A 21,085-nucleotide genomic window follows, 5' to 3' on the forward strand; every position below is an offset into this window, starting at 1 on the left:
AAGAAAGATACACCAATGCCTCCGATGCCTGCTGGCGGAATGGGTGGAATGGATTTCTAAGCTCTTATTCCTAGACGTAATAAAGAAACGGGTCTTCTGTGCCCGTTTTTTTTATGCTTTTTCACGTTTCATACAGTTTTTCCTTTTATGATAGTTTCTTTATCTTATAGGATTGTTCTATTCTCCTCTGGTTGATCTACCGTTATTGTGAATGAATTTCACTCTTAATCCATAGCTTTTTCTCTTGTTTTTATGAAATGTTTCTATTGTGCGGGGATCGTGGTTTCCTTTGAAAATATTGTGCTAATAAAAATATAACCATTTGATTTATAATCATTTATTCCTAATACAGTTCTGTTTTTTTATTTCAGGTTTATGCATGCATCGTTAAAAAATCCTGGGTTTGTGCTTTATAAGGTGAGAGGTCACTACGGTTTTTATGAACCAACGCAATCATTAAAAGTCAGTAGTTAAAAAGAGTCAGTAGTTAAGAGTTAGTACCTATTGAGCGTTGGAAAGACAGAGTTGAAAAGAGCATGATGGGGCTGGTTTGTTTTTTTATGAATAAGATGCTGGTATTTCAAGCTTTTGCATAGGAGAATAAGCATCTCTCTGTTTCGTTGATCTCTGAAATGGGGAGACTGCTCCATTTGAGAAGCTTAAAGATAAAAGCTAATTTTTCGCCTTGCTCTCATCTTTTTTTCGGTAAGCTCATCACCTAAACTGGAGCCAAACCCATGTTGTTATACTCAAGTTCTGTTTGTTGCCTATATTGTGACAGAAAATTCTTGGGGGGGGAGCAATTTTTGAACTAAGGGGACCATGACAGGTAGCCGAAAAAAATCATGACAAGACAGTAGGCGTGCTTGTGTTAGAATTTTTAATGCTTCTGATGATAAAGGCACGCGAAATTCTGTTGTAGCCTCATGCCTTCTTTTCATATTTTCGAGCCAAGGGTTTTCCATATATTCTCTTCAACTTGACCTTTATGCATAGAACATAAGGGAATTGGGAGGGTGGAAATTGGGAGGCAGGGAATTGGGAGGCAGGGCATTGAGAGGGTGGAAATTGGGAGGCAGGGAATTGGGAGGCAGGGAATTGGGAGGCAGGGTATTGGGAGGGTGGAAATTGAGAGGGTGGAAATTGAGAGGCAGGGAATTGGGAGGGGGAAATTGGGAGGCAGGGTATTGGGAGGCAGGGCATTGGGAGGCAGGGCATTGGGAGGCAGGGCATTGAGAGGGTGGGAGGAGCCGGCTTGCTTTTTTATTCAACGTAAAGATGAGAGGTTTTATGTAAGGCTACCATTACATTGCTTGTTTATGCGCTTCTTTAAAAGAAATGTCTTTTAATACAAATTCTTGGCAATGTTATTTATGAAGAGTATAAAATCATTTGGATATCAATAGATTATTAAAAAAATGTATGTTGGTATGATCCTTTTCTTATGTTACCAAAGTTGCTGACTTACGCGTTGGTTAAAAATCTCTCTTCATACCCCTAAATTCATTTCATGAAAGTGTTTGTGAAGAGTGTATAAAAATTTCTCGTGAGACATGAAAAATCATCAATAAAACTCCATGTTTTCAAAAATAACGAATGGCTTTTTATATTTAAAAGATTTAACACGTCTCACGTTTTTTATTTATTTTAGAGCTGAATATTCGATTTTTGTGTAAAAATACTTCCCAGCACATCTACGATCCGTGAAAAATCAAGTGCTAATAAGAAAATGATGAATATAATCCATTTCGTATAGCGTGACATCATTTTTACACTTTTATACGTTGTGATGATTTCTTGTAGGATTTCTTTTTCCTTTTCTGTAAGCTCTGTTTGTTTTTCTGTTTTTTTTCTAGCCATGTTTCCACCCACACAAGCCTTCCCCTTGTTTGTTATGCTTTAAAATATCTCTTGCGAGATTTGAACTGATGATATTGAGATCTTTTTTGTCTAAATAAATGGGCATCCAACCAACGCAAGAAAAAGGCTCATTGATTGTTTTTATCGCGCAACCAGTGAGTAAGAGCAGCGCGTACATCAGCATCACTTTTTTGATTAATTTCATTTTCCACCTCTAGCCGTGTTGTTGATGACTTTAGCGTTTTTTCTATTTGCTTTTGTTGTTCAACCTTCTTTCCAAGAGTGAAAGCTTTTGCTAAAGCGATAAAAAAAGCGGTCAGAGCCGCTCCTGTTATCATCAGATTTTTTTTCAACCACCACATCATAAGCGCTGCTCCCGAAACCGTTTTGCCACAAAGAAAATGCCAACGCAGGCGGCTAAAACCATAATGGTTGCTAATGCCCATTGGATGGGACCATTGCCTGCCAATAAGCCCCCAAGTCCAGAAAAAGAACCAATAATCGGTGTAAGCGCTTCTGCTTTGAAAAATCCCATTGGAGCTTGCGTTTCTACAGTTTGGTAGTTGGGAGAAACATAAGCCCCTTTTGCCCATAATCCCGATTCTGCTGCACGACGGTGCACTAAACCGTGAAGACGTTTTCCTCCTGCTTTAGTCCACTTTTGTAACTCAGAAGGGACGGCTTCATATTCGCCATTATTGAGCTTTTTTAGAAGGGTCGAATTACAAAAAGCCGATGTTCCTATATTATAGCAAAACGATACGAGCGCGGCGAATTGTTCATCCGTTAAAGAAACCGTCACATGTTTTTCAACGGTATTTTCAAATTGTCTTAAATCTTGAGAAAGAACTTCTTCTGCTTGTTTTTCAGTAATGATCATGCCCTTGTGAACGAACGGTTTGCCAGCCGCGCTGGTATGACCATAGCCAATTGTCCACACCCCGATGGCATCTTTATAGGCTTGTAAACGCAATCCTTCCCATTGTTTAATGAGCGCAAGCCCTGCTTTAGATATTTTTCTCATTTGCTTCTCCATAAAATAAAGCCTCACGTTAACGTGAGGCTGGTTGACAGATTAAAAATGAAATTTTTCACGCTTCAAAAACAGAAGAGATGTGAAACTTTTATGAAATCAAAAGGTTGGTTGTGACATCTTAGGGAATGGGGGAATGGTTGGCCAAGAGGGATAATGGCTGGGCAAGTGGAATAATGGTTGGGCAAGAGGAGTAATAGTTGGGCAAGTGGGATAATGGTTGGGCAAGAGGGATAATGGTTGGGCAAGTGGGATAATGGTTGGCCAAGAGGGATAATGGTTGGGCTGGTGTTTTCCGTTAAGAGAGGTTGTTGATTTTAAGAGCTTGTCCTGGTGTTTTTGATGGAGCCTTCTTGGGGTGCGGGAAGCTGTTTAGTTGATGCACGATAAGCGTGATCTATTGCGGTTGTGTTCGTCGTATGGCATTGATGTGGGGGGCTTGAGATACGAAGTGGACACTTTCAGAAAAACAAGACATATGCTTTTACTGAAGACGAAAGCATTAAATATTTTATGTATCAAACGTTTTGCTTATCCAAAGAGTCTCATTGTTACACAGAGCTTTGGGCTAACAAGAGCTGTGGAATTTTGATATAATTTTAAGAGGGGCTGGTTTTTATAGGACAATGGTGCTTTTTCCCTTTAAGAGAAAAGTTGTTTGCTATTTTTGTTTTATGAGCGCAAAAGCTGATTTGCTTAGAGAAATCTTAGCCGTAAAGCAGCCTCTCTTCGTTCTTTGATGAATAGGAATATGGAAAAAGCCTCAATTACATCGTTAAAGATTTGTATTCAGTGAGCCTTTTTTGGTGGGAGGAAACGGAAACAGTTTTTCCTTCTGTTTCTCTTAAGTTTTTTTCAAATCTCTCCCTCAGGGTTTCGCCTTTTTTGTTGACTGTTTCATGTTCAGCATCGGGATTGGCTTTTAAATAGTGTTCTAGACGTCTTCTTCCTTGCGCATGTTTATAAAAAGTGGTTGGAAGATAGGAATCTAACTTTTCAGCAGATAAAGATGAATTGGGTTCACATAATACACCCTTAATATTATCTTTGTGCAATCTTGCTAATTTATCAGATTCAAGATGAAGCTTTTTGGCAAGGCTTAAGCTGAACATCCCACATTCAGAAGAGCTTCGCTGAATATCCATTTCTGCCGTGGTAAAAGAATAAGGAGGCAGTTGAAGACATTGAAGGGTTTGATTTATTTTTATCCCTAGTTTGCAAGCTGTGATATTCTGAAATGTTGTAGGTTCAAGCATAATCAAAGAGATTTTGTCATCAACTTTTTTATAATCAAGGACGGCAAAGTGGATTTTGCTTCCCGAATTGACTATAAATCGGGCAGATTTTGCGTCGCTCTCAACGACTTCTTTTAGGGCGTGCGAAAACTCTTCTGCTGTAAGAGCCAATTTGAGATTCATTTCTGGATATTTGCTGTTTGCTTTTTCTACGAGAGCCGGCATCAATCTAATATCTGTGTTTTCATAATAAGAGTTAATCCAACGGCCGGTGACAAGATCTCTCTCTAAGCCTGTAATAATATCTTTTAATTCGTCAGAACTCGGTGCAACATGTTCTTCTTCTGTTTGGATGGAACTTTGCATTAAACGTGCAATAAGGTCTTCTAAAGATTCATTTGCACTTGTTCCTTCTGGTGTTTGTGAGGAATGAGGGAGGGAAGAATCTTGTGGCTTCATACTATTAGCCTCCATATTGATAATCGATAGGTGATATTATCTTCTTCAATTCTGGCTAAACAATGTTTGCAGGAAAGATTTTTAGCTAGAAAAAACAAAGAGATGAAATCATCTTTATTTAAATTACGAAAGACAAAACCCCACGCTTTTCAGAGTCAAAGGTAAGGTATCTTTTTATCTTTTAAGAGATCACGCTGCTTACTGTTTGCATCTATACCTCTTTACCTCTTTCAAAGGGAAAAGAAGATTTGCTAACAGCAATTTATGCCTTACCGTAAAGCTACAGAGCTTCATTCTTTGTGGATGTGGAATATGGCTATGGCCAAAACGCTTATTACATCATTAGAGATTTGTATTCTGTAGCTCTTTTTCTGTGTTGTGAAACAGAAACAGTTTTTGTCTCTGTTGCTACCAAGCTTCTCTCAAATCTTTCGGTTAGGGTTTCGCCTTTTTTGTTTACTTTCTCCTGTGCTGCTTCTGGATTGGCTTTTAGATATTCCCCAAGACGTCTTCTGCCTTGCACGTGTTTGTATAAACGAGCTGGAAGATATGGATCTAATTTTTCAGCAGGTAAAGGCGTGTCTGGTTCACATAACACACCCTTAATATTATCTTTGTGTAGTCTTTCTAATTTTTGAGCTTCGAGATAAAGCTTTTTGGCAAGGCTTAAGCTGAACATCCCACATTCAGAGGAGCTTCGTTGAATATCCATTTCTACCATGGCAAAATGAATATTCGGAAATTGGTGATGTTCAATGGATTGTCGCGTTCTTAATGCAAGTAATGCGGGAAGCGTGTCACGCAGTGAGGTAGGTTCTAAAAATATTAGAGATGTTTTATTATCAATGGTTTGATGATCGACAACCGCAAAATGAATTCCCCTATCTTGTGCGTTAACGATCAGCCTAGAAGATTTTATGCCCTTTTCGAGCGTTTCTTTGAGTGCAAGGGCAAAGCCGTCAGGGGGGCTTGTAAGTTTGAGATTCATCTCTGGATATTTACGATTTGCTTGATCGACCAAGGCTGGCATCATGTACAGATCTAGAATATCATAATAATTTTTGATCCAACTGCCATCGGCATTATGCTTTTCTAAACCGGCAATAATATCTTTTAATTCCGCACGATTAAAAGGGGTGTTTTTTATTTTTTCAATGTTAAGCCGTTCTAAATGTGCAGTAAGAGTGTCTAATGATGCATTTGCATGCGCCTCTTCAGGTGCACTGGCCCCTTCTGGGGTTTGTGAGGAATGTGGTGGGGGAGAATCTTGTGGCTTCATAATCTTAGCCTCTATGTTGATGATCGATAAGTGATACTATCTTCTTCAATTCTGGCTAAACAATGTTTTGAAAAACAAGCCTTTGCATCTTGAAAGGTGAGGCGATGAGAGCATAATGATGTCGTTTTCATATTTTTATGCGTGTATTGCTCATCATTGCTGTGATGTATGATATTGGTATTTTATGGGGGGATTATTAGGGCGTTCTATTGGGAGCCCTTATTGAATACCACTTGTTTTGAAAATCTCAAAATTATGGGGCTGTTGGTGATGCAAATTGTGTAATGCAAAAGAAAACAGTCAGAAAAAGACGAAAGATACCTTCAAACCGTAAAGTTTTAAACATTGTCGCGAAACACACTGTTTTATAACAGTCTATAATAACTTATAATAGTCTATAATAATGCGAAAATTTTATGATGAAATCTGGACGCAGAAAACCCCTTACCGCACCCATCATTAAATACGATTTTTCATATTCTGTCAACCGCAAAACGATTATTTTTCCTCCTTTATCGCGGGAAAAATCTACAGAAAAAAGCTCATTCATTGGCTATGCAGCAAAATATCTTGTTTTAATGGAAAAGTTTTTGATGTGGCAAAAAACATTTTCTCCTTTGAGAAAGGAGGGGACAAGATGAAGGGAGAATTGTGGTTTTGAAATCCGTGGTATTTTATTGATGGAATTGGGAAGGCGGTGGTTGGAAGGTGTTGCGGGGCAAAGCTTTAGGTGTTGGCGATTTGTGGGGGTGATTGGGGCTGTGCTGGCTGTCGTATTAGTGGTGATGTGATGGGGGGAGGGTTATCGGTGCAGTTGTTGATGAGGGAGGAGATTGTTGGTAGGGGCTTTTTCTTTCGTTTAAGGGATGATGCTTTTAATTGTGTCAAAAATCAACGGGTTGTTTTAATGATAAGCTATTTATTTATAGTGGATATTTTATCGTTATTTAGTCTTGAATGAGAAACCCAGATTATGCTGAAATAAAAGCCATAGTTTTTGTCCGTCATAAGATCAGGAAAGCCATATGGAATTGTACAAGAAAAGACGTAAAATGACGATAATGAATTGTCTGAAGAGCTAAGGATGTCGCGATATTGGGTGAAGTGTATGATGAGGGTGGTTTGTTACAATGGGGGTAGAGGGAAGAATGTTGCTGTTTTTTAAAGAGGGGGCAATATTTATCCTGTCCATGCCGTGAATATGCCGTGAAATATTGTCCTTTGAGGCATGGTTAAGTGAGGCATGGGTAGGTATAAGGTTAAGTCTCTTTGACAGTTGAAGTATTTTTTTAAAGGGCGTGGTGGATATTTTTAAGCTTGTTAACCCATGAAATTCTATGAAAGGGCATGCTCAGTGGATCTCAAGTGTCACTTGCCAAAGGGGACTTTATAAAGGCGCTGGTTATAAAGAGGCATGTTATAAAAGGAGGGGGAGAATCTTTATCCTGTGAGGGGGAGGAAATGATGGGTGTTTTAGCCAAGGCTCTTTTGGGTAGAACTGTCAAAATGTTTATAAAGGGCATCAAGAATAATACGCAACGAACCAACAAGATTAGGCAGCGGTTGATCTTCTATAACAAGATAGTGTAATGCCGCATGAAAGTTGTGTTGACGATGTAGATATTGTGCTTCTTTAATCGCTTCTTGCATAGCTTCATAGTGTTCCGTTGCTCTTTGGACCCATTGCTTTTTTGCTTTCTCATCTGATGCGCTGTGCGTAAAACCATCATAATAACCGTTTGGTAAACCTTTTGCACATAAATAGTCGTTTCTAATTTGCAAGTATTGTTGCGCCGTGTCATATTGCTCTTTACTGATGCCTGATGAAGCCTCTTTATAGCCAAGCAAACAAAGACGCCCAATATAGGTTCCGACAAGCGGATTTTTCGCTTCTTCGAGGCTTAAACCAAAGTGTTTTGCACGCATTTCAATCGCAGATTGAAGCGCAGATTCGCTGGAATTTTGGGCACGTGAAATACAGCTATTGGGCTCTCGCTTTCCTGTTATTTTCGATCTACCGCGTTTTTTACGTATTTTCATGAACTTAACCATTTGAATGAAAAAGAAACTGTCTGTTGATGGGGGACAGTGATGTAAAAAGCACTTGGCGCAAATATTGGGGGGAGCAAATACTTAAAAGGGAGCAAATACTTAAAAGGGGGAAAATACTTAAAAGGGGGAAAATACTGGGGGAGTGAGCAAATACTGGGAAATATCAGCCGTTGCAGATCAAAAAACAAACGATACTAAAGGCGTTTTAAATGCAAAGAAAAGCAACGGTGTGGGGCGAAAAAATCATCTTTAAGGTGGTTTCTTACCTTTTTTATCTTATCCCTATCAGTCTTATCTTCCGCCCCTGTCATGCTTATTTTTTTATTGCTAGCGGATTATTTGCTTTTTAAATATTTCTTAACTGTTCTTGAGAGATTGAAGGAAAATTTTTGTCAAATGTGAATGAAAAAATAACAATGGATTTCAAGGGCATGTCATCGTCTTTCTAATAGGAAGTTTTTTCTAATGGGATTATTTGTCTCTTTTTTCACGAGCGCTTTGTGGAAATTTTTCAATTCCACTTTTGAAAGGTCATTGTTTTCTTAAGTTGGAAGCTTTTTATTTGGGTTCTCTTATTTTTTTGTTGTTGGGCGCTTTCCCAAGATATTTGATATACATCACGCTGTTTAGCATACTTTTATCCTTTATAGGAGATATGTCGTCTTCTGTTGAGTGGCAGAGAGCGGCAAAAAGCAAACCTCCGCATTCTATTATAATAGCATAAGATGCCCTATATTTTCAAATAAAATATCGTTTATCGGCTTAAAATAAACTGTGAATGATCTCGCTATTTTGTTTGGTGTATCCTTTATAAGTATCCTTTATAGAGTATAAAAATCTCCGTTTTAATGGATCTTATTATAAAACGAGGGGATGTCGTTTAAAGGACGGAATGCATTATCGAAAGAGGCTGTTTTTATAAGTGGAAAATGCCTTTATAAAAAGATGCTTTTATAAGAGATGCCTTGATGAATGTAGGGGCTGTACAAATGTGGGGGCTGTGAGATATTTCATCTTTAATGAAGAATTTTTAAAATGAAGCCTTTTTGATTAAGAAGCTTTCAAATGAGGATTAAGGTTGTTTGTCGCACGTTTTTCATACTGGATAATCGATTGCTTGTTTGACTTTGTTTTGTGTTGCTTTTTAAAGAGCCATGTCTTAGGGCTCTCTTTTGCCCATTTTGCAAGGGTGCTCATGAAGGGTATAACGATAAAGTCCCCAATGAAATCCATACAAAGTTTGAATAATATAAAATCTATTGCACACTTCCATTTTTACGCTTGTGAAGAAGAAAGTCCGTAGCATCACACATTTTGCCAGCTCTCATGGTTGCGGACAGCTCTTGGCATTTGAGACGCTTCCTTAGAGGCATTTATCATCCTTTCTTAATGTTTTACTCTATACGGCTCTTTCTGCTTGTAACGCGCAAGAGACATGGTTTGGGTTGATTTAATATGGAATAGGTTTGGAATAAGACAATCCTACGGTATTTAGGGTTCTCATTTAATATGAAAAACAATAAATTGTTATAAATCAGTGTATTGTTTGTAAACTTTACACATCAGATATTTCTTAGATTGAATATTTTTGCTTGTTGAGTTTTGTGAAACATTGTCTTTTGAAGTGTGGGTAATAGATAAGAGGATACAATGGCATTTGTGCTTGTAAGGTTTAGGGATTGTATGTTGTCACGTATGAGAAATTTTAAAAATAGACTTAAAGGGGCTTATAGCGCGTGTTTCATGGTGAAAAGAGTGCTAGATAAACCGGTTTTGCTGGTTGCATGTTCTCAAAGAGTGAGTGGGCATGTTAGAAGTGAGAAAATATCCGTATGATCGAAGATAAATCACAACACCAATCTGCCCATAAGGGAAATACGGCTTTTGCGTCACAGCCCGTGTTGAATCAGTGTGCGGTTTTCAAAAAATGGACGGCTCTCTCAAGAAAAGATTACGTCATCATTTTGTGTTTGGCTATCCTCTTGTTGGTGCTTTTTGCCGCGACTGTCTATATGAATCCTTTGGAGTTTTTTCACGTTATATCCAAAGAACAGTTTCAAGCACTGGGACAAATGGAACAAGGAGATCTTCGAAAAATGATTAAGGAGATCTTGAAACAGCCTTTTGAAAATAATCCTGCAATCGTGTTTTTTCGTGACGCGGGATGGAATAGTGTTTGGGCTTTTTTATGTCTCTTGCCGCAAATGATTTTTGGTGTTCTTGTGGTGCTCTTTCCACTCTTTTTTGTCTTTAACGCTATCTCTAAACGGGAGGTGAAGGAAATGATGAAGCTGTGGGATACATTGCCAGAGCAGCAACAGCTAGACAACCAATCTCTCAACAAAACACAATAGGAAAACAAGTGGCTGCTTCTTTTATAAGTACTTTTGTAATTTTGACCACAGTATGGTGGAGTACTGTCATGTTTCTCGGGGAGATCATGATACTTTTTTCTACTCTGATGACAATCTTGGTACTTTATTATTCTTTGATAAAACGGACAATATTGTTGTGTGGGATGCGGCGGAAATTAAAAAAGGGTGCATTGCAGAATTTGGGGCATAATCAGAAAGTCAGCATAGGACAAAATACAGTTTGTGCAATAAAGTTCAGCCCCCTTTCTTTTCAAGAATCTTTGGAACTTTCAAGAAAAGATTATTGTATCATCTTTTTTCTAGCTTTCATTGTGATTGTGGTTTTCGCAGTTTTGCTCGCTTTTTTTGCTTTTCTTCCAAAATCTGTGATTTTTTTACACAATTATATGCCTCTATTGTTTAAGGTTGGCGGTTTTGGCATGCAGCTGCTGTTTTGGTTTTGTGCGTGTATTGTTGTCGCTTTACCTGTCATTTTAATCTTCCATAGTCTCCTTCATTATGGCGTGAAAAAAACAATAAAGAAATTAGAAATGGTTGCTTGAGAAGAGAATAAAAATGATGATTTCACATCAATGCGATAGGGGAAACACGTGACTATTGTTATAAAATTTTTGGCTTTTTTAGGGTTCACCATCATTGCCATTGTAATGTTTATGGTTATGATCCGGCTTCCTTACCGGTTGATCAAGCATATGAGGTTATCTTTTAAACTCTCTCAAGACTTGAAAAAGAGTACAACGCAAAAAAAGCAAGCCATACAACAATTGTGCAATGATCTGGGAGAAATGAAAAGACACAATCTCGCACATAAAACCCTTGATGCGACAATGCGCTTTCTTAACTTCAAAGAATTTCTGCCTCTTTCTTCGAAAGAATGTAAAATAATCTTTTTTATCTTTATCCTCTTTACTGTTTTGCAATCTGCTTTCTTTGTCGCAAATTTGGTATGGTGGAAGAGCGATATGGTCGGCGTTATCATGCAGCTGTTGAGCATTCTATGGTTTGGGCTTCTTCTCTTTTTTCCGATCATTGGGATCATGTGTATAAAATTAACGAGAAAATTGAACAAAAAACTTCAACAATTGAAAGAAGCAATACAACAACGCGATCAGGCAATTCGTATGAAGAATGGGCGTGGAGGATAAAATGACCAGTAGTCTTATAACATTAATGGCCTTTTCTTTCCTGTTCTTTATGGTCTTAAATGTTTTATTGTGGGTGCCAATCGTTGTCATTTATTACCTGTTTATCAAGCGTGCGAGGCTTTATTGCCGCGTGAAAAAAGAACTGAAATGCGTGCTTAATGAACGCGATATCGCCTTAAGACAGATCTCCCCAAAATAAAAAACAGCTTTCTCTTGTTTGGCAAAACTATAAAAAAATATGCTATCTTTCTACGGTCATAGTGACAGCTCCAATAGTTATAACTGCTGTCGTTAAGGTATGGAGAAGGAAGAGCTTTGTTTCTCTTGTCGTATTCGAGCCATTGGCATGGATGTTTGCCTGTACTTTTTTATTCTTACCGATTGTTTTTATTATGCGTTTTATCGTGACCCGTCAGTTGAACAAAATGATACGGCAATTGGAAGAAGAGGTTGAGCAGAAAGGAGCTCCCGTCATATTATACGATGTGAGCGAGGAAAAAGTGAAGAGAGGCTTTTGTTGAGCCTTGCTTTTGACTTGTTCATTAAGGAGCATGGGGGACACTTCTCGTTTTATGCTTTTTTATATTTGTGTCGTGTTTTGAAAAGAATTGAGGCTCTTGCTTGAGTTGAGGCTTTTGTTTGAGTGGGGCTTTTGCTTGAGTAGGATCCTTGCTTGAGTGCTGAGGGGAAAGTGAAGAGGGGCTGCTCTTGGACTTTACTTGCTGTTTCTGTTCTCTTTAAGAGAGAAAATCTTGTAACTTATTTTCTTTTTATCAAACATAAAAATGTGTCTTACCAAGCGATATTGAGAGCGAAAAATCTATACTTAAAGCAAAAGATATTCTGGTGTTTGGGGAAAAAAAGCCCATTTTCTTGCAGGTGGAGAGGTAAGACGCATAGAGAAGGTGAGCCAAAAGCACACGTTTTGCTCCATGGAAAGTGTAACAGTGCTTTTAAAGAGCTTGGGGTGGAGGGGAAAAATTGAAAGAAAAGAGGGACATCTATTTATTTACGAGACCGTTATTTATTTACGAGACCGCTAAGGACAGTTTCTCTCTCTGGATGAAAAAGGTTTTGTGCAATTTGGTTATGGAATTGTGAGAGACGCTGGTATCCATGCGGCGGCTTGCCAAATGATTAATCCTTATCATTTTAGGGCTTTATCATTTTGGGGGGGTGCCAGATTGACAACGAGGCATTGAGGCAAAGGGGTGGATTTTAAGGCAAAGAGATTGAAAATTTTTGAGGAAAAGGTAAGCGTAAGGCGTTTACGTCGTGTACTTGAGAAAGCTTGAGAAGAGGCAATGAATGAGGTTGATTTGGGAATGAGGTTGATCTTGGCTGCGTGCTTGGCTTTCAATAGAACACCCTTCCTTGGGAAAAGGGGTGTTTTGGCTTGTAAGCGCGCATGTATAAGCGCGTATAGGGCAAATGAATAAAATACGTAGAGGGGATTTATAGTACTTGCATTACTCTGAGAAGGGTGCTAAGCGAATTTACCGCGCTGGTGGCGTGCTATCAAATATTGAAGAGTGGGAATTTTAGAAGTGGGGGAGTATCCGTATGATCGAAGATAAATCACAACACCAATCTGCCCATAAGGGAGATAAGGCTTTTGTATCGCAGCCAGTGTTGGATCAATCGGCAACTTTCAAAAAATGGATGATGCTTTCAACAGGCGATTATATCATCATTTGTTGTTTGGCTATCCTCTTGTTGGTGCTTTTTTCCGCGTCTGCCTATATGAGCCCTTTGGAATTTTTTCACGTTATATCCAAGGAACAGCTCCAAGCACTGGGAAAAATGAAACAAGAAGATTTTCAAGAAATGAGTCAGAGTTTTATACAGATTCCTGCGATCGAATTTCTTCGTAACTTCGGGTGGAATGGTGTTTGGGCTTTTTTATGTCTCTTGCCGCAAATGATTTTTGGCGTTCTTTTTGGGTTTTTTCCGCTCTTTTTTGTCTTTAACGCCATATTTAAACGGGATGCGAAGGAAATGATGCTACAATGGGAAACCTTGCCAGAGCAGCAACAGCTAGACAACCCATCTCTTAACAGAAGACAATAGGGGGAAAAGTGATCACTTCTATAATGCCTCTTTTAATAACTACATTATTGATCTCCTTAGGGATAGTTATCGTTATTTATTCTGCGTGGAGCATGATACTCTTTTCTACCGTGAAGATCATCTTGTCCATTTATTATTCTTTGATAAAACGGGCAGTACTGTTATGTAAGATGCGAAGGAAATTAAAAAAGGGTGCAGCGCAGAATTTGAGGCATTATCAGGTAGGAGGGAGAGGACAGAATACAGTTCTTGCAACACAGTTGCGTGCCTTTTCTTTTCAAGAATCTTTGCTTCTCTCAAAAAAAGATTATAAAATAATCTCTTGGATGGCTTTCATTGCAGTTGCGCTTTTTATACATGCTGTGCTTTTTTCGTCTTTTACTATACGATATGCGATTGTTTCACACAATAATCCGTTGTTTTTTTTGTTATTGATTGAAGCGCTGCCGTTTTTGTTTATTTTGGTCTGTAGTGCCATCACTTTGCCTGTTATTTTAATTCTCCATAGTCTCCTTCATTATGGCGTGAAAAAAACAGCAAAGAGATTAGAAACATTTGTTTGAGAAGAGAATGAAAATGATAATTTCACATCAATGTGATAGGGGAAAAAAGTGAGCATTATAATACTACAACATTTGGCTTTTTTAGGGGGCATCATTATTGCCATTTTAATGTTTATGGTTATGATCAGGCTTCCTTACCTGTTGATCAAGCATATGAGGTTATCTTTTAAATTCGCTCAAGACTTGAAAAAGAGTACGACGCAACAAAAACACGCCATACAACAATTGCGCAACGATCTGGGAGAAATGAAGAGACACAATCTCGCGCATAAGACCCTTGATGCGAAAATACGCTTTCTTAACTTTAAAGAATCTCTGCCTCTTTATTCAAAAGAATGTAAAATAATTCTTTTTATTTTTATCCTCTTTACCGTTTTGCAATTTGCTTTCTCTATCGTACATTTGGTATGGTGGAAGGATAGTATGGTCAGTTTTATAATACCGCGGTTTTCAATAGGTCGCATTATTTATGGCCTTCTATGGTTAGGGATTCTTCTCTTTTCTCCGATCATTGGGATCATGTGCATGAAGTTAACGAGAAAATTGAACAAAATACTTCCACAATTGGAAGAAGCGATACAACAACGCGATCAGGCAATTCGTATGCAGAATGTGGTAGGGGGACAAAATGACGAGTAGTCTTATAACATTAATAGCCTGTTATTTCCTGTTCTTTACGCTCTTAAATGTTTTAATATGGGCGCCAATCGTTGTCATTTATTACCTGTTTATCAAGCGTGCGCGGCTTTATTGTCGCGTGAAAAAGGAACTGAAATGCGTGCTGAATGAACGCGATATCGCCTTAAAACAGAACTCCCCAAAATAAAAAGCAGCAGAATGTTTGATAAAAAACAGCTTTCTCTTGTTTGGCAAGACTATAAAAAAATATTCTATCTTTCTACGGTCATGGCGACTGCTCCAATAGTTATAACTGTTGTCGTTAAGATATGGAGAGGGCAGGACTTTGTTTCTCTTGTCGTATTCGAGCCACTGGCATGGCTGCTTGCCTGTACTTTTTTATTCTTACCGATTGTTTTTATTATGCGTTTTATCGTGACCCGTCAGTTGAACAAAATGATACGGCAATTAGAAGAAGAGGTTGAGCAGAAAGGAGCTCCCGTCATATTATACGATGTGAGTGAGGGGAAAGTGAGCGAGGGGAAGTGAGCGAGGGAAAGTGAGCGAGGGGAAAGTGAGCGAGGGGAAGTGAGCGAGGGAAAGTGAGCGAGGGAAAGTGAGCGAGGGAAAGTGAGCGAGGGGAAAAAGTGAAGAGAGGCTTTTGTTTGAGTGGGGCTTTTGCTTGAGTAGGATTCTTGCTTGAGTGCTGAGGGGAAAGTGAAGAGAGGCTGCTCTTGGGTTTCACTTGCTGTTTCTGTGCTCTTTAAGAGAGAAAATCTTGTAACTTATTTTCTTTTTATCAAACATAAAAATGTGTCTTACCAAGCGATATTGAGAGCGAAAAATCTATACTTAAAGCAAAAGATATTCTGGTGTTTGGGGAAAAAAAGCCCATTTTCTTGCAGGTGGAGAGGTAAGACGCATAGAGAAGGTGAGCCAAAAGCTTTAAGTTTTTTATTAAGACGTTTTGCTCCATAGAAAGTGTAACAGTGCTTTTAAAGAGCCTGGGGTAGAGGGGGGAAATTGAAAGAAAAGAGGGACATCTATTTATTTACGAGACCGCTAAGGACAGTTTCTCTCTCTCTGGATGAAAAAGGTTTTGTGCAATTTGATTATGGAATTGTGAGAGGTGCTGGTATTCATGCGGCGGCTTGCCAAATGATTAATCCTTATCATTTTGGGGCTTTATCATTTTGGGGGGGCCAGATTGACAACGAGGCATTGAGGCAAAGGGGTGGATTTTAAGGCTAAGAGATTGAAAATTTTTGAGGAAAAGGTAAGCGTAGGGCGTTTACACCGTGTGCTTGAGGAAGCTTTAGATGAGGGCGATGACTGAGGTTGATCTAGGACTGAGGTTGATCTTGGCCGCGTGTTTGGGCTTTCAATAGAGCACCCTTCCTTGGGGAAAGGAAATTGTGCTATCTCTCAAGTGGACTCTTCTTTACTTGCACACCCTTGGGGCTTTGGTATTGAGGGCTGATGTTAACATTTGGCAGCTTTCTCATAAAAGCTTTATGGAAGATGAAAGTTTGGGCTTTGAAAAAAATATCGAAAAAATCTATTTGGGCCGGTTTTGCTAGATGATTCAAATCGTCATAAAGACAAAGCAACCTCGTTACGATTTGCTTGCACTCGTTTGCTTCTTCTTTGGAAAGTAGCTTATCTTCCTGAAAATAAAAAGAGCACTTAGAATTTTAGAGTCAGAGACCCAAATTTGTGCAATAGAAGAAGATATTTTATGAAAATTTGATCGAGGAGAAAAGAGAAGCCTTAGGATACTAGGGGATACACTGTGGGGAATAAAAACATGATGTTTGAAGGTGATGAAAAAAAATGCACCCTTGATATTGTCTTTATAAAAGATGAAGGATACAAGCGCTTGATATTGATGAACCCTCATTCATTGTGAGGACGAAAGCTTCGGTTCATGAAAATGGCTTAAAAATTGAAACAAATGAGGGATAAAAAATGAGGGGCAATGGAAAAAATTCACCATTGGATAAAGAACCACGGACTTTTGCGCTTGAAGAAGCGTTTCTGACACGCAAAAATTATAAAGTCATCTTTTGCATTGCTTTCATTGTGGCAGCTTTTACAATGGCATTCTTTATGTTTTTTAAGTGGGATTTGACAGGGTGGTGGAATTATATCCTGTTCATTTTAACATTAATATTGGTTTTTATATCAGCGCTTCTTTTTGTACTCATTCCTGTTGCCTTTGTGGTGCGTATCATTTTTACGCGTTTGTTGAAAAAAAAGATCGAGCAGTTGGATCAAGAAATCTGGCAGCGAAGAAAAACGGCTTACCAACAAAACCGCGCGTGAAGGGAGGGCAGAAAATGAATACTGGTCTTTATATATTCTCATGCGTTGTAGGAGAGACCTTCTCTTCGTGCGATGTTTGAAGGTGATGGAAAAAAATGCACCCTTGATATTGTCTTTATAAAAGATGAAGGATACAAGCGCTTGATATTGATGAACCCTCATTCATTGTGAGGACGAAAGCTTCGGTTCATGAAAATGGCTTAAAAATTGAAACAAATGAGGGATAAAAAATGAGGGGCAATGGAAAAAATTCACCATTGGATAAAGAACCACGGACTTTTGCGCTTGAAGAAGCGTTTCTGACACGCAAAAATTATAAAGTCATCTTTTGCATTGCTTTCATTGTGGCAGCTTTTACAATGGCATTCTTTATGTTTTTTAAGTGGGATTTGACAGGGTGGTGGAATTATATCCTGTTCATTTTAACATTAATATTGGTTTTTATATCAGCGCTTCTTTTTGTACTCATTCCTGTTGCCTTTGTGGTCCGTATCATCTTTACGCGTTTGTTGAAAAAAAAGATCGATATGTTGGATCAAGAAATCTGGCAGCGAAGAAAAACCGCTTCTCAACAAAACAGCGCGTGAAGGGCGGGCAGAAAATGAATACTGGTCTTTATATATTCTCATGCGTTGTAGGAGAGACCTTCTATTCGTGCGATGTTTGAAGGTGATGGAAAAAAATGCACCCTTGATATTGTCTTTATAAAAGATGAAGGATACAAGCGCTTGATATTGATGAACCCTCATTCATTGTGAGGACGAAAGCTTCGGTTCATGAAAATGGCTTAAAAATTGAAACAAATGAGGGATAAAAAATGAGGGGCAATGGAAAAAATTCACCATTGGATAAAGAACCACGGACTTTTGCGCTTGAAGAAGCGTTTCTGACACGCAAAAATTATAAAGTCATCTTTTGTATTGCTTTCATTGTGGCAGCTTTAAGAATGGCTCTTCGCTTCGTACCCATGTTGCTTGGGTGGAAGTTGGCGGAGTGGGAAGGGGATGTCGTGGCAGCTCTCTCGTTAATTATGGAGCTTATATCATGGTTTATTTTTTTGTTCATCCCTGTTGCCTTTGTGGTTCGTATCATTTTCACGGTTCTGTTGAAAGAAAAGATCGATATGTTGGAGCAAGCAATCTGGAAGCGGAGAAAAACCGCTTCTCAACAAAACAGCGCATGAAGGGGCGGGGAAAATGATAGATATTAAAATGATGGATATTGTTGTTGTACTCTCGTGGGGTGTGGGCTTGACGCTTTTCACGCTGCTTTCTGCTGTGGTCATGATGTTTATTTGGGCATTGTATTACTCTACTTTCAAGCGGGTGAGACTGTATTGCCAAGTGACAAAAGAATTAGCTTGAACAACCTGTCGCTTTTGAGCCGTCTAGTGGAGCAACGCCGATGATTAAGCCGTTATCTGAGGAAAAAGAGTTTTCTCTTTCTGATGAAGAAATCTTAACGATGGAAAGTGCAACGGCGCTTTTAAAGAGTTTGGGGTGGAAGGTGGAAATTGAGGGAAAAGGAGATCTTTTGGCCACCTATTATTTACCAGATCGTGAAGTGCAGTTTCTTTATAATGCTGAGAAGGGGTATCCGCGATTTGATTGTGCAATTGCAGTGGTTTCTGGTATCCATGCGGCGGCTTGCCAAACAATAGACCCTTATAATTCTGGAGGTTTGATTGCTCTTGAATTGAGTTTTGATGTGAAGGGGTTGGAAATTTTTGAAGAAAAGGTAAGCGTTGGATGTTTACGTCGTGTACTCGAGAAAGCTTTAGATGAGGCAATGACTGAGGTTGATCTTGGCAAGATGCTTCACTCTCAATATAGAATCCTGCCTTGGGAAAACAAAACTGTGGTCCCTCGGTTGGCTTCTTATTCCCTGCGTTATCTTGCTGCTCTGGCTTTGATGGGCGATGTTGAAACTTTACACTCTTATCACAAAAGCTTTATGGAAGGTGAGAAGCTGGGCTTTGAGGCAAGCATCGAAGAGGAGCATCTGGAACGCGCAATGGTGATTGCTCAAGCGGTAGAAAAGACAAAGCAACCCAGTTACGATTTGCTTCAACAGGCGGCAAAGGATTTTTCCATGGAGGTGGAAAGCTATGAATGTTTTAGAGCTACAGATCCCAATTTGTGCAATAGAAGAAGAGATTCTTATGAAAATTTGATCGAGGAAAAAAGACAAGAATTAAGGCAACAGGGATATTTTGTTTACGAAAAGGACGCAATTTGTGAGGTTGATGGAAAAAACTATCGTCCTCATATTCTTTACATAAAGGATGGGGAGTTAGAATATATGGATGTAGAAATTAGGATTGATGAAAAAATTTATTGAGAAAAATAAAGAGTTTAGATAATTTAAAAAGAGCTTAAACCTAAAAATAGAGCGTAAAAAGCGCGAAGCGTAAAAGCAGAGGGGAACAATGCAGGAGAAAAAAGCAACATTTGAAGAGTCTTTCTTTTCATTTAGAAAATTTATGGTGTCTTTAGTGGAAAGGCGTAAAGGGGTGGGACGGTGTAAAATAATAGGGCACCGCTTTTTTATCATGTTTTGTACATGCCTTATCATGATGGCTTTAGAAGTTCCTGCGGGTGCAAAGTCTCTGGTACAGCCGTTGCAATGGACAAGATGGGAAGGAATTGGTTCTCTTATTTTTCTCTTACCAGTGTTGATATGGTTTTGTCTTCTCACACCCCTTCCTATTTTGTGGGGCATTTGTCGTTTTAAAGAGCGCAGATTGAAAAAACTAAAAGAAAAAACAAAGCAGCAAGAGATTAATCAATGAGGTTATACGCATGAGGAGTGAGGCCGCGGTTTTTATTTTGTTTCTGCCGATTGGATATTTTTTTCTAAATGCAGTTACAGTTTTTGCCATTTTTGTGAATATGATTATTGTGGCGCCTTATTATTCTTTAATAAAGCGTTTGAGGCTCTATTACAGAGTGAAAAAACAAAGACGTTTGATGAAAGAACATCCACAGCGTTTTTGTTTCTTTGAAAAAAGCGGAAAAGAAAAAGAGAGAGTGCCGCAAAACTTAGCACTAGAAACACAGATAAGTTTCTATTCGTTAAAAAAATGGCTCGCTTTTTCACGCAAAGATTATATCCTCCACGCATGCCTTTCTTTCATCATTATGTTTTTCAAAGCTTATGTCTATGTGATTTTCTTTAAAGGGATAGATGAGATAGATGAGAGCAGATTTGAATATTTTGTCATTCTCTTGCTCTTCTGGTTTTTTTTATCGGTATGTATTTTTGCAACGATCCCTGTTGTTGTGATCCTTCGTGAAATTTTAACTCATCGATTGAAAAAGAAGATTCAGCAATTGGAAGAAGTGACTGAAGCAACCCAATCAATCAATTTATAAAAGGAAGGGGATAAAATGCATTACGAAATGGCGGCAGCTTGGACGGTGATTTTGATCATTCTGCTGGGGGGTGTTTTTAATTTTTTCTTAACAATACCCATTGTGGCACTGTATATTTCTTTTATCAAGCGTTTGATCTCGTATTACAAGGTTACCAAACAATTAAACGCAGCGCTGAAAAAGCGCATGTAGTGCTCGTGTCATGGGGGGAGGCATAAGTTTTAGATCATGCCATTGCTTCACGGCTTGGGAGGACGGCATCGATTGTTTTTCTCATTTTACGCTGATCTCTGGGGGAAAAGGGCTGTTGGCAATGAATAGGCTGGTGATAGGTTTGTAATAGGCTGGTGATAGGCTTTAATGGGGCGGTTTATCGGAAGTTTTGTTGTTTTCTGTGAATTTGCAAAATCGTAAAAACGTGAAACTGTAAAAAGGTGTGTGGTTGCTCAAGAGCCGTGATGGTTGTGGGGCGGTTGAGGAGAAGAGGGTGCCAATGGAGGCGTAAAGGTTGGATTGTGCAATGCGTCAAAATTGAAATGTGGGAAGTGGGAATGGAGGGCGTTGGGGGAAAAGGGTTGATGGCAATGAATAGGCTGATGATAGGTTTGTAATAGGCTTGTATAGGCTTTAATGGGGCGGTTTATCGGAAGTTTTGTTGTTTTCTGTGAATTTGCAAAATCGTAAAAACGTGAAACTG

The 21,085-nt window shown here is 38.8% G+C and carries 28 protein-coding genes; 20 read left to right on the forward strand and 8 right to left on the reverse strand.

Going from position 1 to position 21,085, the window contains the following annotated elements:
- Positions 1-1,008 precede the first annotated feature (1,008 nt).
- Positions 1,009-1,236: a hypothetical protein gene (locus ACFIMA_RS02775; protein WP_375693081.1), complete on the forward strand. Its 228-nt coding sequence runs from the start codon at positions 1,009-1,011 to the stop codon at positions 1,234-1,236.
- A 411-nt stretch (positions 1,237-1,647) separates the two neighbouring features.
- On the opposite strand, the gene ACFIMA_RS02780 is transcribed toward ACFIMA_RS02775, so the two are convergent.
- The 6 genes from ACFIMA_RS02780 to ACFIMA_RS02805 form a co-directional block, all read right to left on the reverse strand.
- A complete protein-coding gene (locus ACFIMA_RS02780; RefSeq protein ID WP_375636886.1) occupies positions 1,648-1,860 on the reverse strand; it encodes a hypothetical protein in 213 nt (70 codons plus the stop codon).
- Complete coding sequence (locus ACFIMA_RS02785; RefSeq protein WP_273790903.1) at positions 1,853-2,065, reverse strand: hypothetical protein; 213 nt, start codon at positions 2,063-2,065, stop codon at positions 1,853-1,855. Before ACFIMA_RS02785 ends, ACFIMA_RS02780 begins: the two co-directional genes overlap by 8 nt.
- On the reverse strand, positions 1,989-2,225 hold the full coding sequence (locus ACFIMA_RS02790) for a hypothetical protein (protein WP_273790902.1): 237 nt from the start codon (positions 2,223-2,225) through the stop codon (positions 1,989-1,991). Before ACFIMA_RS02790 ends, ACFIMA_RS02785 begins: the two co-directional genes overlap by 77 nt.
- On the reverse strand, positions 2,222-2,884 hold the full coding sequence (locus ACFIMA_RS02795; protein WP_375630096.1) for a lysozyme: 663 nt from the start codon (positions 2,882-2,884) through the stop codon (positions 2,222-2,224). The genes ACFIMA_RS02790 and ACFIMA_RS02795 overlap by 4 nt, the downstream gene beginning before the upstream one ends.
- 776 nt (positions 2,885-3,660) lie before the next feature.
- Complete coding sequence (locus tag ACFIMA_RS02800; RefSeq protein ID WP_375693082.1) at positions 3,661-4,587, reverse strand: YopJ/AvrA family T3SS effector serine/threonine acetyltransferase; 927 nt, start codon at positions 4,585-4,587, stop codon at positions 3,661-3,663.
- 334 nt (positions 4,588-4,921) lie between these two features.
- Positions 4,922-5,866: a YopJ/AvrA family T3SS effector serine/threonine acetyltransferase gene (locus ACFIMA_RS02805; protein WP_375693083.1), complete on the reverse strand. Its 945-nt coding sequence runs from the start codon at positions 5,864-5,866 to the stop codon at positions 4,922-4,924.
- Between the two features lie 416 nt (positions 5,867-6,282).
- Here ACFIMA_RS02805 and ACFIMA_RS02810 point away from each other — a divergent pair, with 416 nt between their 5' ends.
- Both ACFIMA_RS02810 and ACFIMA_RS02815 read left to right on the forward strand, forming a co-directional pair.
- Positions 6,283-6,507, forward strand: coding sequence for a hypothetical protein (locus ACFIMA_RS02810; protein ID WP_375653858.1), 225 nt, complete (start codon positions 6,283-6,285; stop codon positions 6,505-6,507).
- 89 nt (positions 6,508-6,596) lie between these two features.
- Positions 6,597-6,827, forward strand: coding sequence for a hypothetical protein (locus ACFIMA_RS02815; RefSeq protein WP_375693731.1), 231 nt, complete (start codon positions 6,597-6,599; stop codon positions 6,825-6,827).
- A 512-nt stretch (positions 6,828-7,339) separates the two neighbouring features.
- Here ACFIMA_RS02815 and ACFIMA_RS02820 read toward each other — a convergent pair.
- Positions 7,340-7,906 (reverse strand): hypothetical protein, encoded by a 567-nt coding sequence (locus ACFIMA_RS02820; protein WP_375613260.1) that lies wholly within the window; start codon positions 7,904-7,906, stop codon positions 7,340-7,342.
- Between the two features lie 1,844 nt (positions 7,907-9,750).
- On the opposite strand from ACFIMA_RS02820, the gene ACFIMA_RS02825 reads away from it, so the two are divergent.
- The 17 genes from ACFIMA_RS02825 to ACFIMA_RS02905 all read left to right on the forward strand — a co-directional run bounded on the left by ACFIMA_RS02825 (position 9,751) and on the right by ACFIMA_RS02905 (position 20,580).
- Positions 9,751-10,272, forward strand: a complete 522-nt coding sequence (locus tag ACFIMA_RS02825; RefSeq protein ID WP_375671788.1) for a hypothetical protein — start codon at positions 9,751-9,753, stop codon at positions 10,270-10,272.
- A complete protein-coding gene (locus ACFIMA_RS02830) occupies positions 10,212-10,835 on the forward strand; it encodes a hypothetical protein (protein WP_375653855.1) in 624 nt (207 codons plus the stop codon). The genes ACFIMA_RS02825 and ACFIMA_RS02830 overlap by 61 nt, the downstream gene beginning before the upstream one ends.
- Positions 10,836-10,883: 48 nt before the next feature.
- Positions 10,884-11,438 (forward strand): hypothetical protein, encoded by a 555-nt coding sequence (locus ACFIMA_RS02835; RefSeq protein ID WP_375613263.1) that lies wholly within the window; start codon positions 10,884-10,886, stop codon positions 11,436-11,438.
- Between the two features lie 260 nt (positions 11,439-11,698).
- Positions 11,699-11,959, forward strand: a complete 261-nt coding sequence (locus ACFIMA_RS02840; RefSeq protein WP_375631955.1) for a hypothetical protein — start codon at positions 11,699-11,701, stop codon at positions 11,957-11,959.
- A 1,042-nt stretch (positions 11,960-13,001) separates the two neighbouring features.
- Positions 13,002-13,508 carry a hypothetical protein gene (locus ACFIMA_RS02845; RefSeq protein ID WP_375693084.1) on the forward strand — a complete coding sequence of 169 codons (507 nt, stop codon included), beginning with the start codon at positions 13,002-13,004 and terminating at the stop codon, positions 13,506-13,508.
- A gap of 170 nt (positions 13,509-13,678) precedes the next feature.
- Positions 13,679-14,071 (forward strand): hypothetical protein, encoded by a 393-nt coding sequence (locus ACFIMA_RS02850; RefSeq protein WP_375693085.1) that lies wholly within the window; start codon positions 13,679-13,681, stop codon positions 14,069-14,071.
- Positions 14,072-14,119: 48 nt separating this feature from the next.
- Entirely contained in the window at positions 14,120-14,710 is a 591-nt protein-coding gene (locus ACFIMA_RS02855) for a hypothetical protein (RefSeq protein WP_375631949.1), read from the forward strand.
- A gap of 198 nt (positions 14,711-14,908) precedes the next feature.
- Complete coding sequence (locus ACFIMA_RS02860; RefSeq protein WP_375647081.1) at positions 14,909-15,238, forward strand: hypothetical protein; 330 nt, start codon at positions 14,909-14,911, stop codon at positions 15,236-15,238.
- Positions 15,239-15,712: 474 nt separating this feature from the next.
- On the forward strand, positions 15,713-15,934 hold the full coding sequence (locus tag ACFIMA_RS02865) for a hypothetical protein (RefSeq protein ID WP_375693086.1): 222 nt from the start codon (positions 15,713-15,715) through the stop codon (positions 15,932-15,934).
- Between the two features lie 723 nt (positions 15,935-16,657).
- Positions 16,658-17,014, forward strand: a complete 357-nt coding sequence (locus ACFIMA_RS02870) for a hypothetical protein (RefSeq protein ID WP_375693087.1) — start codon at positions 16,658-16,660, stop codon at positions 17,012-17,014.
- 230 nt (positions 17,015-17,244) lie between these two features.
- Positions 17,245-17,601, forward strand: coding sequence for a hypothetical protein (locus ACFIMA_RS02875; protein WP_375693088.1), 357 nt, complete (start codon positions 17,245-17,247; stop codon positions 17,599-17,601).
- Between the two features lie 230 nt (positions 17,602-17,831).
- Complete coding sequence (locus ACFIMA_RS02880) at positions 17,832-18,197, forward strand: hypothetical protein (RefSeq protein WP_375627744.1); 366 nt, start codon at positions 17,832-17,834, stop codon at positions 18,195-18,197.
- 13 nt (positions 18,198-18,210) lie between these two features.
- On the forward strand, positions 18,211-18,378 hold the full coding sequence (locus tag ACFIMA_RS02885) for a hypothetical protein (RefSeq protein WP_375631937.1): 168 nt from the start codon (positions 18,211-18,213) through the stop codon (positions 18,376-18,378).
- A gap of 40 nt (positions 18,379-18,418) precedes the next feature.
- Positions 18,419-19,354, forward strand: a complete 936-nt coding sequence (locus ACFIMA_RS02890) for a DUF6990 domain-containing protein (protein ID WP_375693089.1) — start codon at positions 18,419-18,421, stop codon at positions 19,352-19,354.
- An 88-nt stretch (positions 19,355-19,442) separates the two neighbouring features.
- Complete coding sequence (locus ACFIMA_RS02895) at positions 19,443-19,805, forward strand: hypothetical protein (RefSeq protein WP_375631933.1); 363 nt, start codon at positions 19,443-19,445, stop codon at positions 19,803-19,805.
- Between the two features lie 10 nt (positions 19,806-19,815).
- Positions 19,816-20,388 (forward strand): hypothetical protein, encoded by a 573-nt coding sequence (locus ACFIMA_RS02900; RefSeq protein WP_375693090.1) that lies wholly within the window; start codon positions 19,816-19,818, stop codon positions 20,386-20,388.
- A gap of 15 nt (positions 20,389-20,403) precedes the next feature.
- Positions 20,404-20,580 carry a hypothetical protein gene (locus ACFIMA_RS02905; protein WP_375631929.1) on the forward strand — a complete coding sequence of 59 codons (177 nt, stop codon included), beginning with the start codon at positions 20,404-20,406 and terminating at the stop codon, positions 20,578-20,580.
- 254 nt (positions 20,581-20,834) lie between these two features.
- On the opposite strand, the gene ACFIMA_RS02910 is transcribed toward ACFIMA_RS02905, so the two are convergent.
- Positions 20,835-21,085 (reverse strand): hypothetical protein (locus tag ACFIMA_RS02910; protein WP_375693091.1); only part of this gene is annotated, 251 nt, incomplete at its 5' end.

The organism is Bartonella sp. AP88HLJMH, from assembly GCF_042195605.1.
Lineage (GTDB): Bacteria > Pseudomonadota > Alphaproteobacteria > Rhizobiales > Rhizobiaceae > Bartonella.

Bases quoted from the DNA above. Each gene is read 5' to 3' on its own strand.
- ACFIMA_RS02780 (WP_375636886.1), bottom strand. From the start codon at position 1,860: ATGGCTAGAAAAAAAACAGAAAAACAAACAGAGCTTACAGAAAAGGAA.
- ACFIMA_RS02785 (WP_273790903.1), bottom strand. From the start codon at position 2,065: ATGAAATTAATCAAAAAAGTGATGCTGATGTACGCGCTGCTCTTACTC.
- ACFIMA_RS02790 (WP_273790902.1), bottom strand. From the start codon at position 2,225: ATGATGTGGTGGTTGAAAAAAAATCTGATGATAACAGGAGCGGCTCTG.
- ACFIMA_RS02795 (WP_375630096.1), bottom strand. From the start codon at position 2,884: ATGAGAAAAATATCTAAAGCAGGGCTTGCGCTCATTAAACAATGGGAA.
- ACFIMA_RS02800 (WP_375693082.1), bottom strand. From the start codon at position 4,587: ATGAAGCCACAAGATTCTTCCCTCCCTCATTCCTCACAAACACCAGAA.
- ACFIMA_RS02805 (WP_375693083.1), bottom strand. From the start codon at position 5,866: ATGAAGCCACAAGATTCTCCCCCACCACATTCCTCACAAACCCCAGAA.
- ACFIMA_RS02810 (WP_375653858.1), top strand. From the start codon at position 6,283: ATGATGAAATCTGGACGCAGAAAACCCCTTACCGCACCCATCATTAAA.
- ACFIMA_RS02820 (WP_375613260.1), bottom strand. From the start codon at position 7,906: ATGAAAATACGTAAAAAACGCGGTAGATCGAAAATAACAGGAAAGCGA.
- ACFIMA_RS02825 (WP_375671788.1), top strand. From the start codon at position 9,751: ATGATCGAAGATAAATCACAACACCAATCTGCCCATAAGGGAAATACG.
- ACFIMA_RS02845 (WP_375693084.1), top strand. From the start codon at position 13,002: ATGATCGAAGATAAATCACAACACCAATCTGCCCATAAGGGAGATAAG.
- ACFIMA_RS02850 (WP_375693085.1), top strand. From the start codon at position 13,679: ATGCGAAGGAAATTAAAAAAGGGTGCAGCGCAGAATTTGAGGCATTAT.
- ACFIMA_RS02860 (WP_375647081.1), top strand. From the start codon at position 14,909: ATGTTTGATAAAAAACAGCTTTCTCTTGTTTGGCAAGACTATAAAAAA.
- ACFIMA_RS02870 (WP_375693087.1), top strand. From the start codon at position 16,658: ATGAGGGGCAATGGAAAAAATTCACCATTGGATAAAGAACCACGGACT.
- ACFIMA_RS02875 (WP_375693088.1), top strand. From the start codon at position 17,245: ATGAGGGGCAATGGAAAAAATTCACCATTGGATAAAGAACCACGGACT.
- ACFIMA_RS02880 (WP_375627744.1), top strand. From the start codon at position 17,832: ATGAGGGGCAATGGAAAAAATTCACCATTGGATAAAGAACCACGGACT.
- ACFIMA_RS02885 (WP_375631937.1), top strand. From the start codon at position 18,211: ATGATAGATATTAAAATGATGGATATTGTTGTTGTACTCTCGTGGGGT.
- ACFIMA_RS02890 (WP_375693089.1), top strand. From the start codon at position 18,419: ATGATTAAGCCGTTATCTGAGGAAAAAGAGTTTTCTCTTTCTGATGAA.
- ACFIMA_RS02895 (WP_375631933.1), top strand. From the start codon at position 19,443: ATGCAGGAGAAAAAAGCAACATTTGAAGAGTCTTTCTTTTCATTTAGA.
- ACFIMA_RS02900 (WP_375693090.1), top strand. From the start codon at position 19,816: ATGAGGAGTGAGGCCGCGGTTTTTATTTTGTTTCTGCCGATTGGATAT.
- ACFIMA_RS02905 (WP_375631929.1), top strand. From the start codon at position 20,404: ATGCATTACGAAATGGCGGCAGCTTGGACGGTGATTTTGATCATTCTG.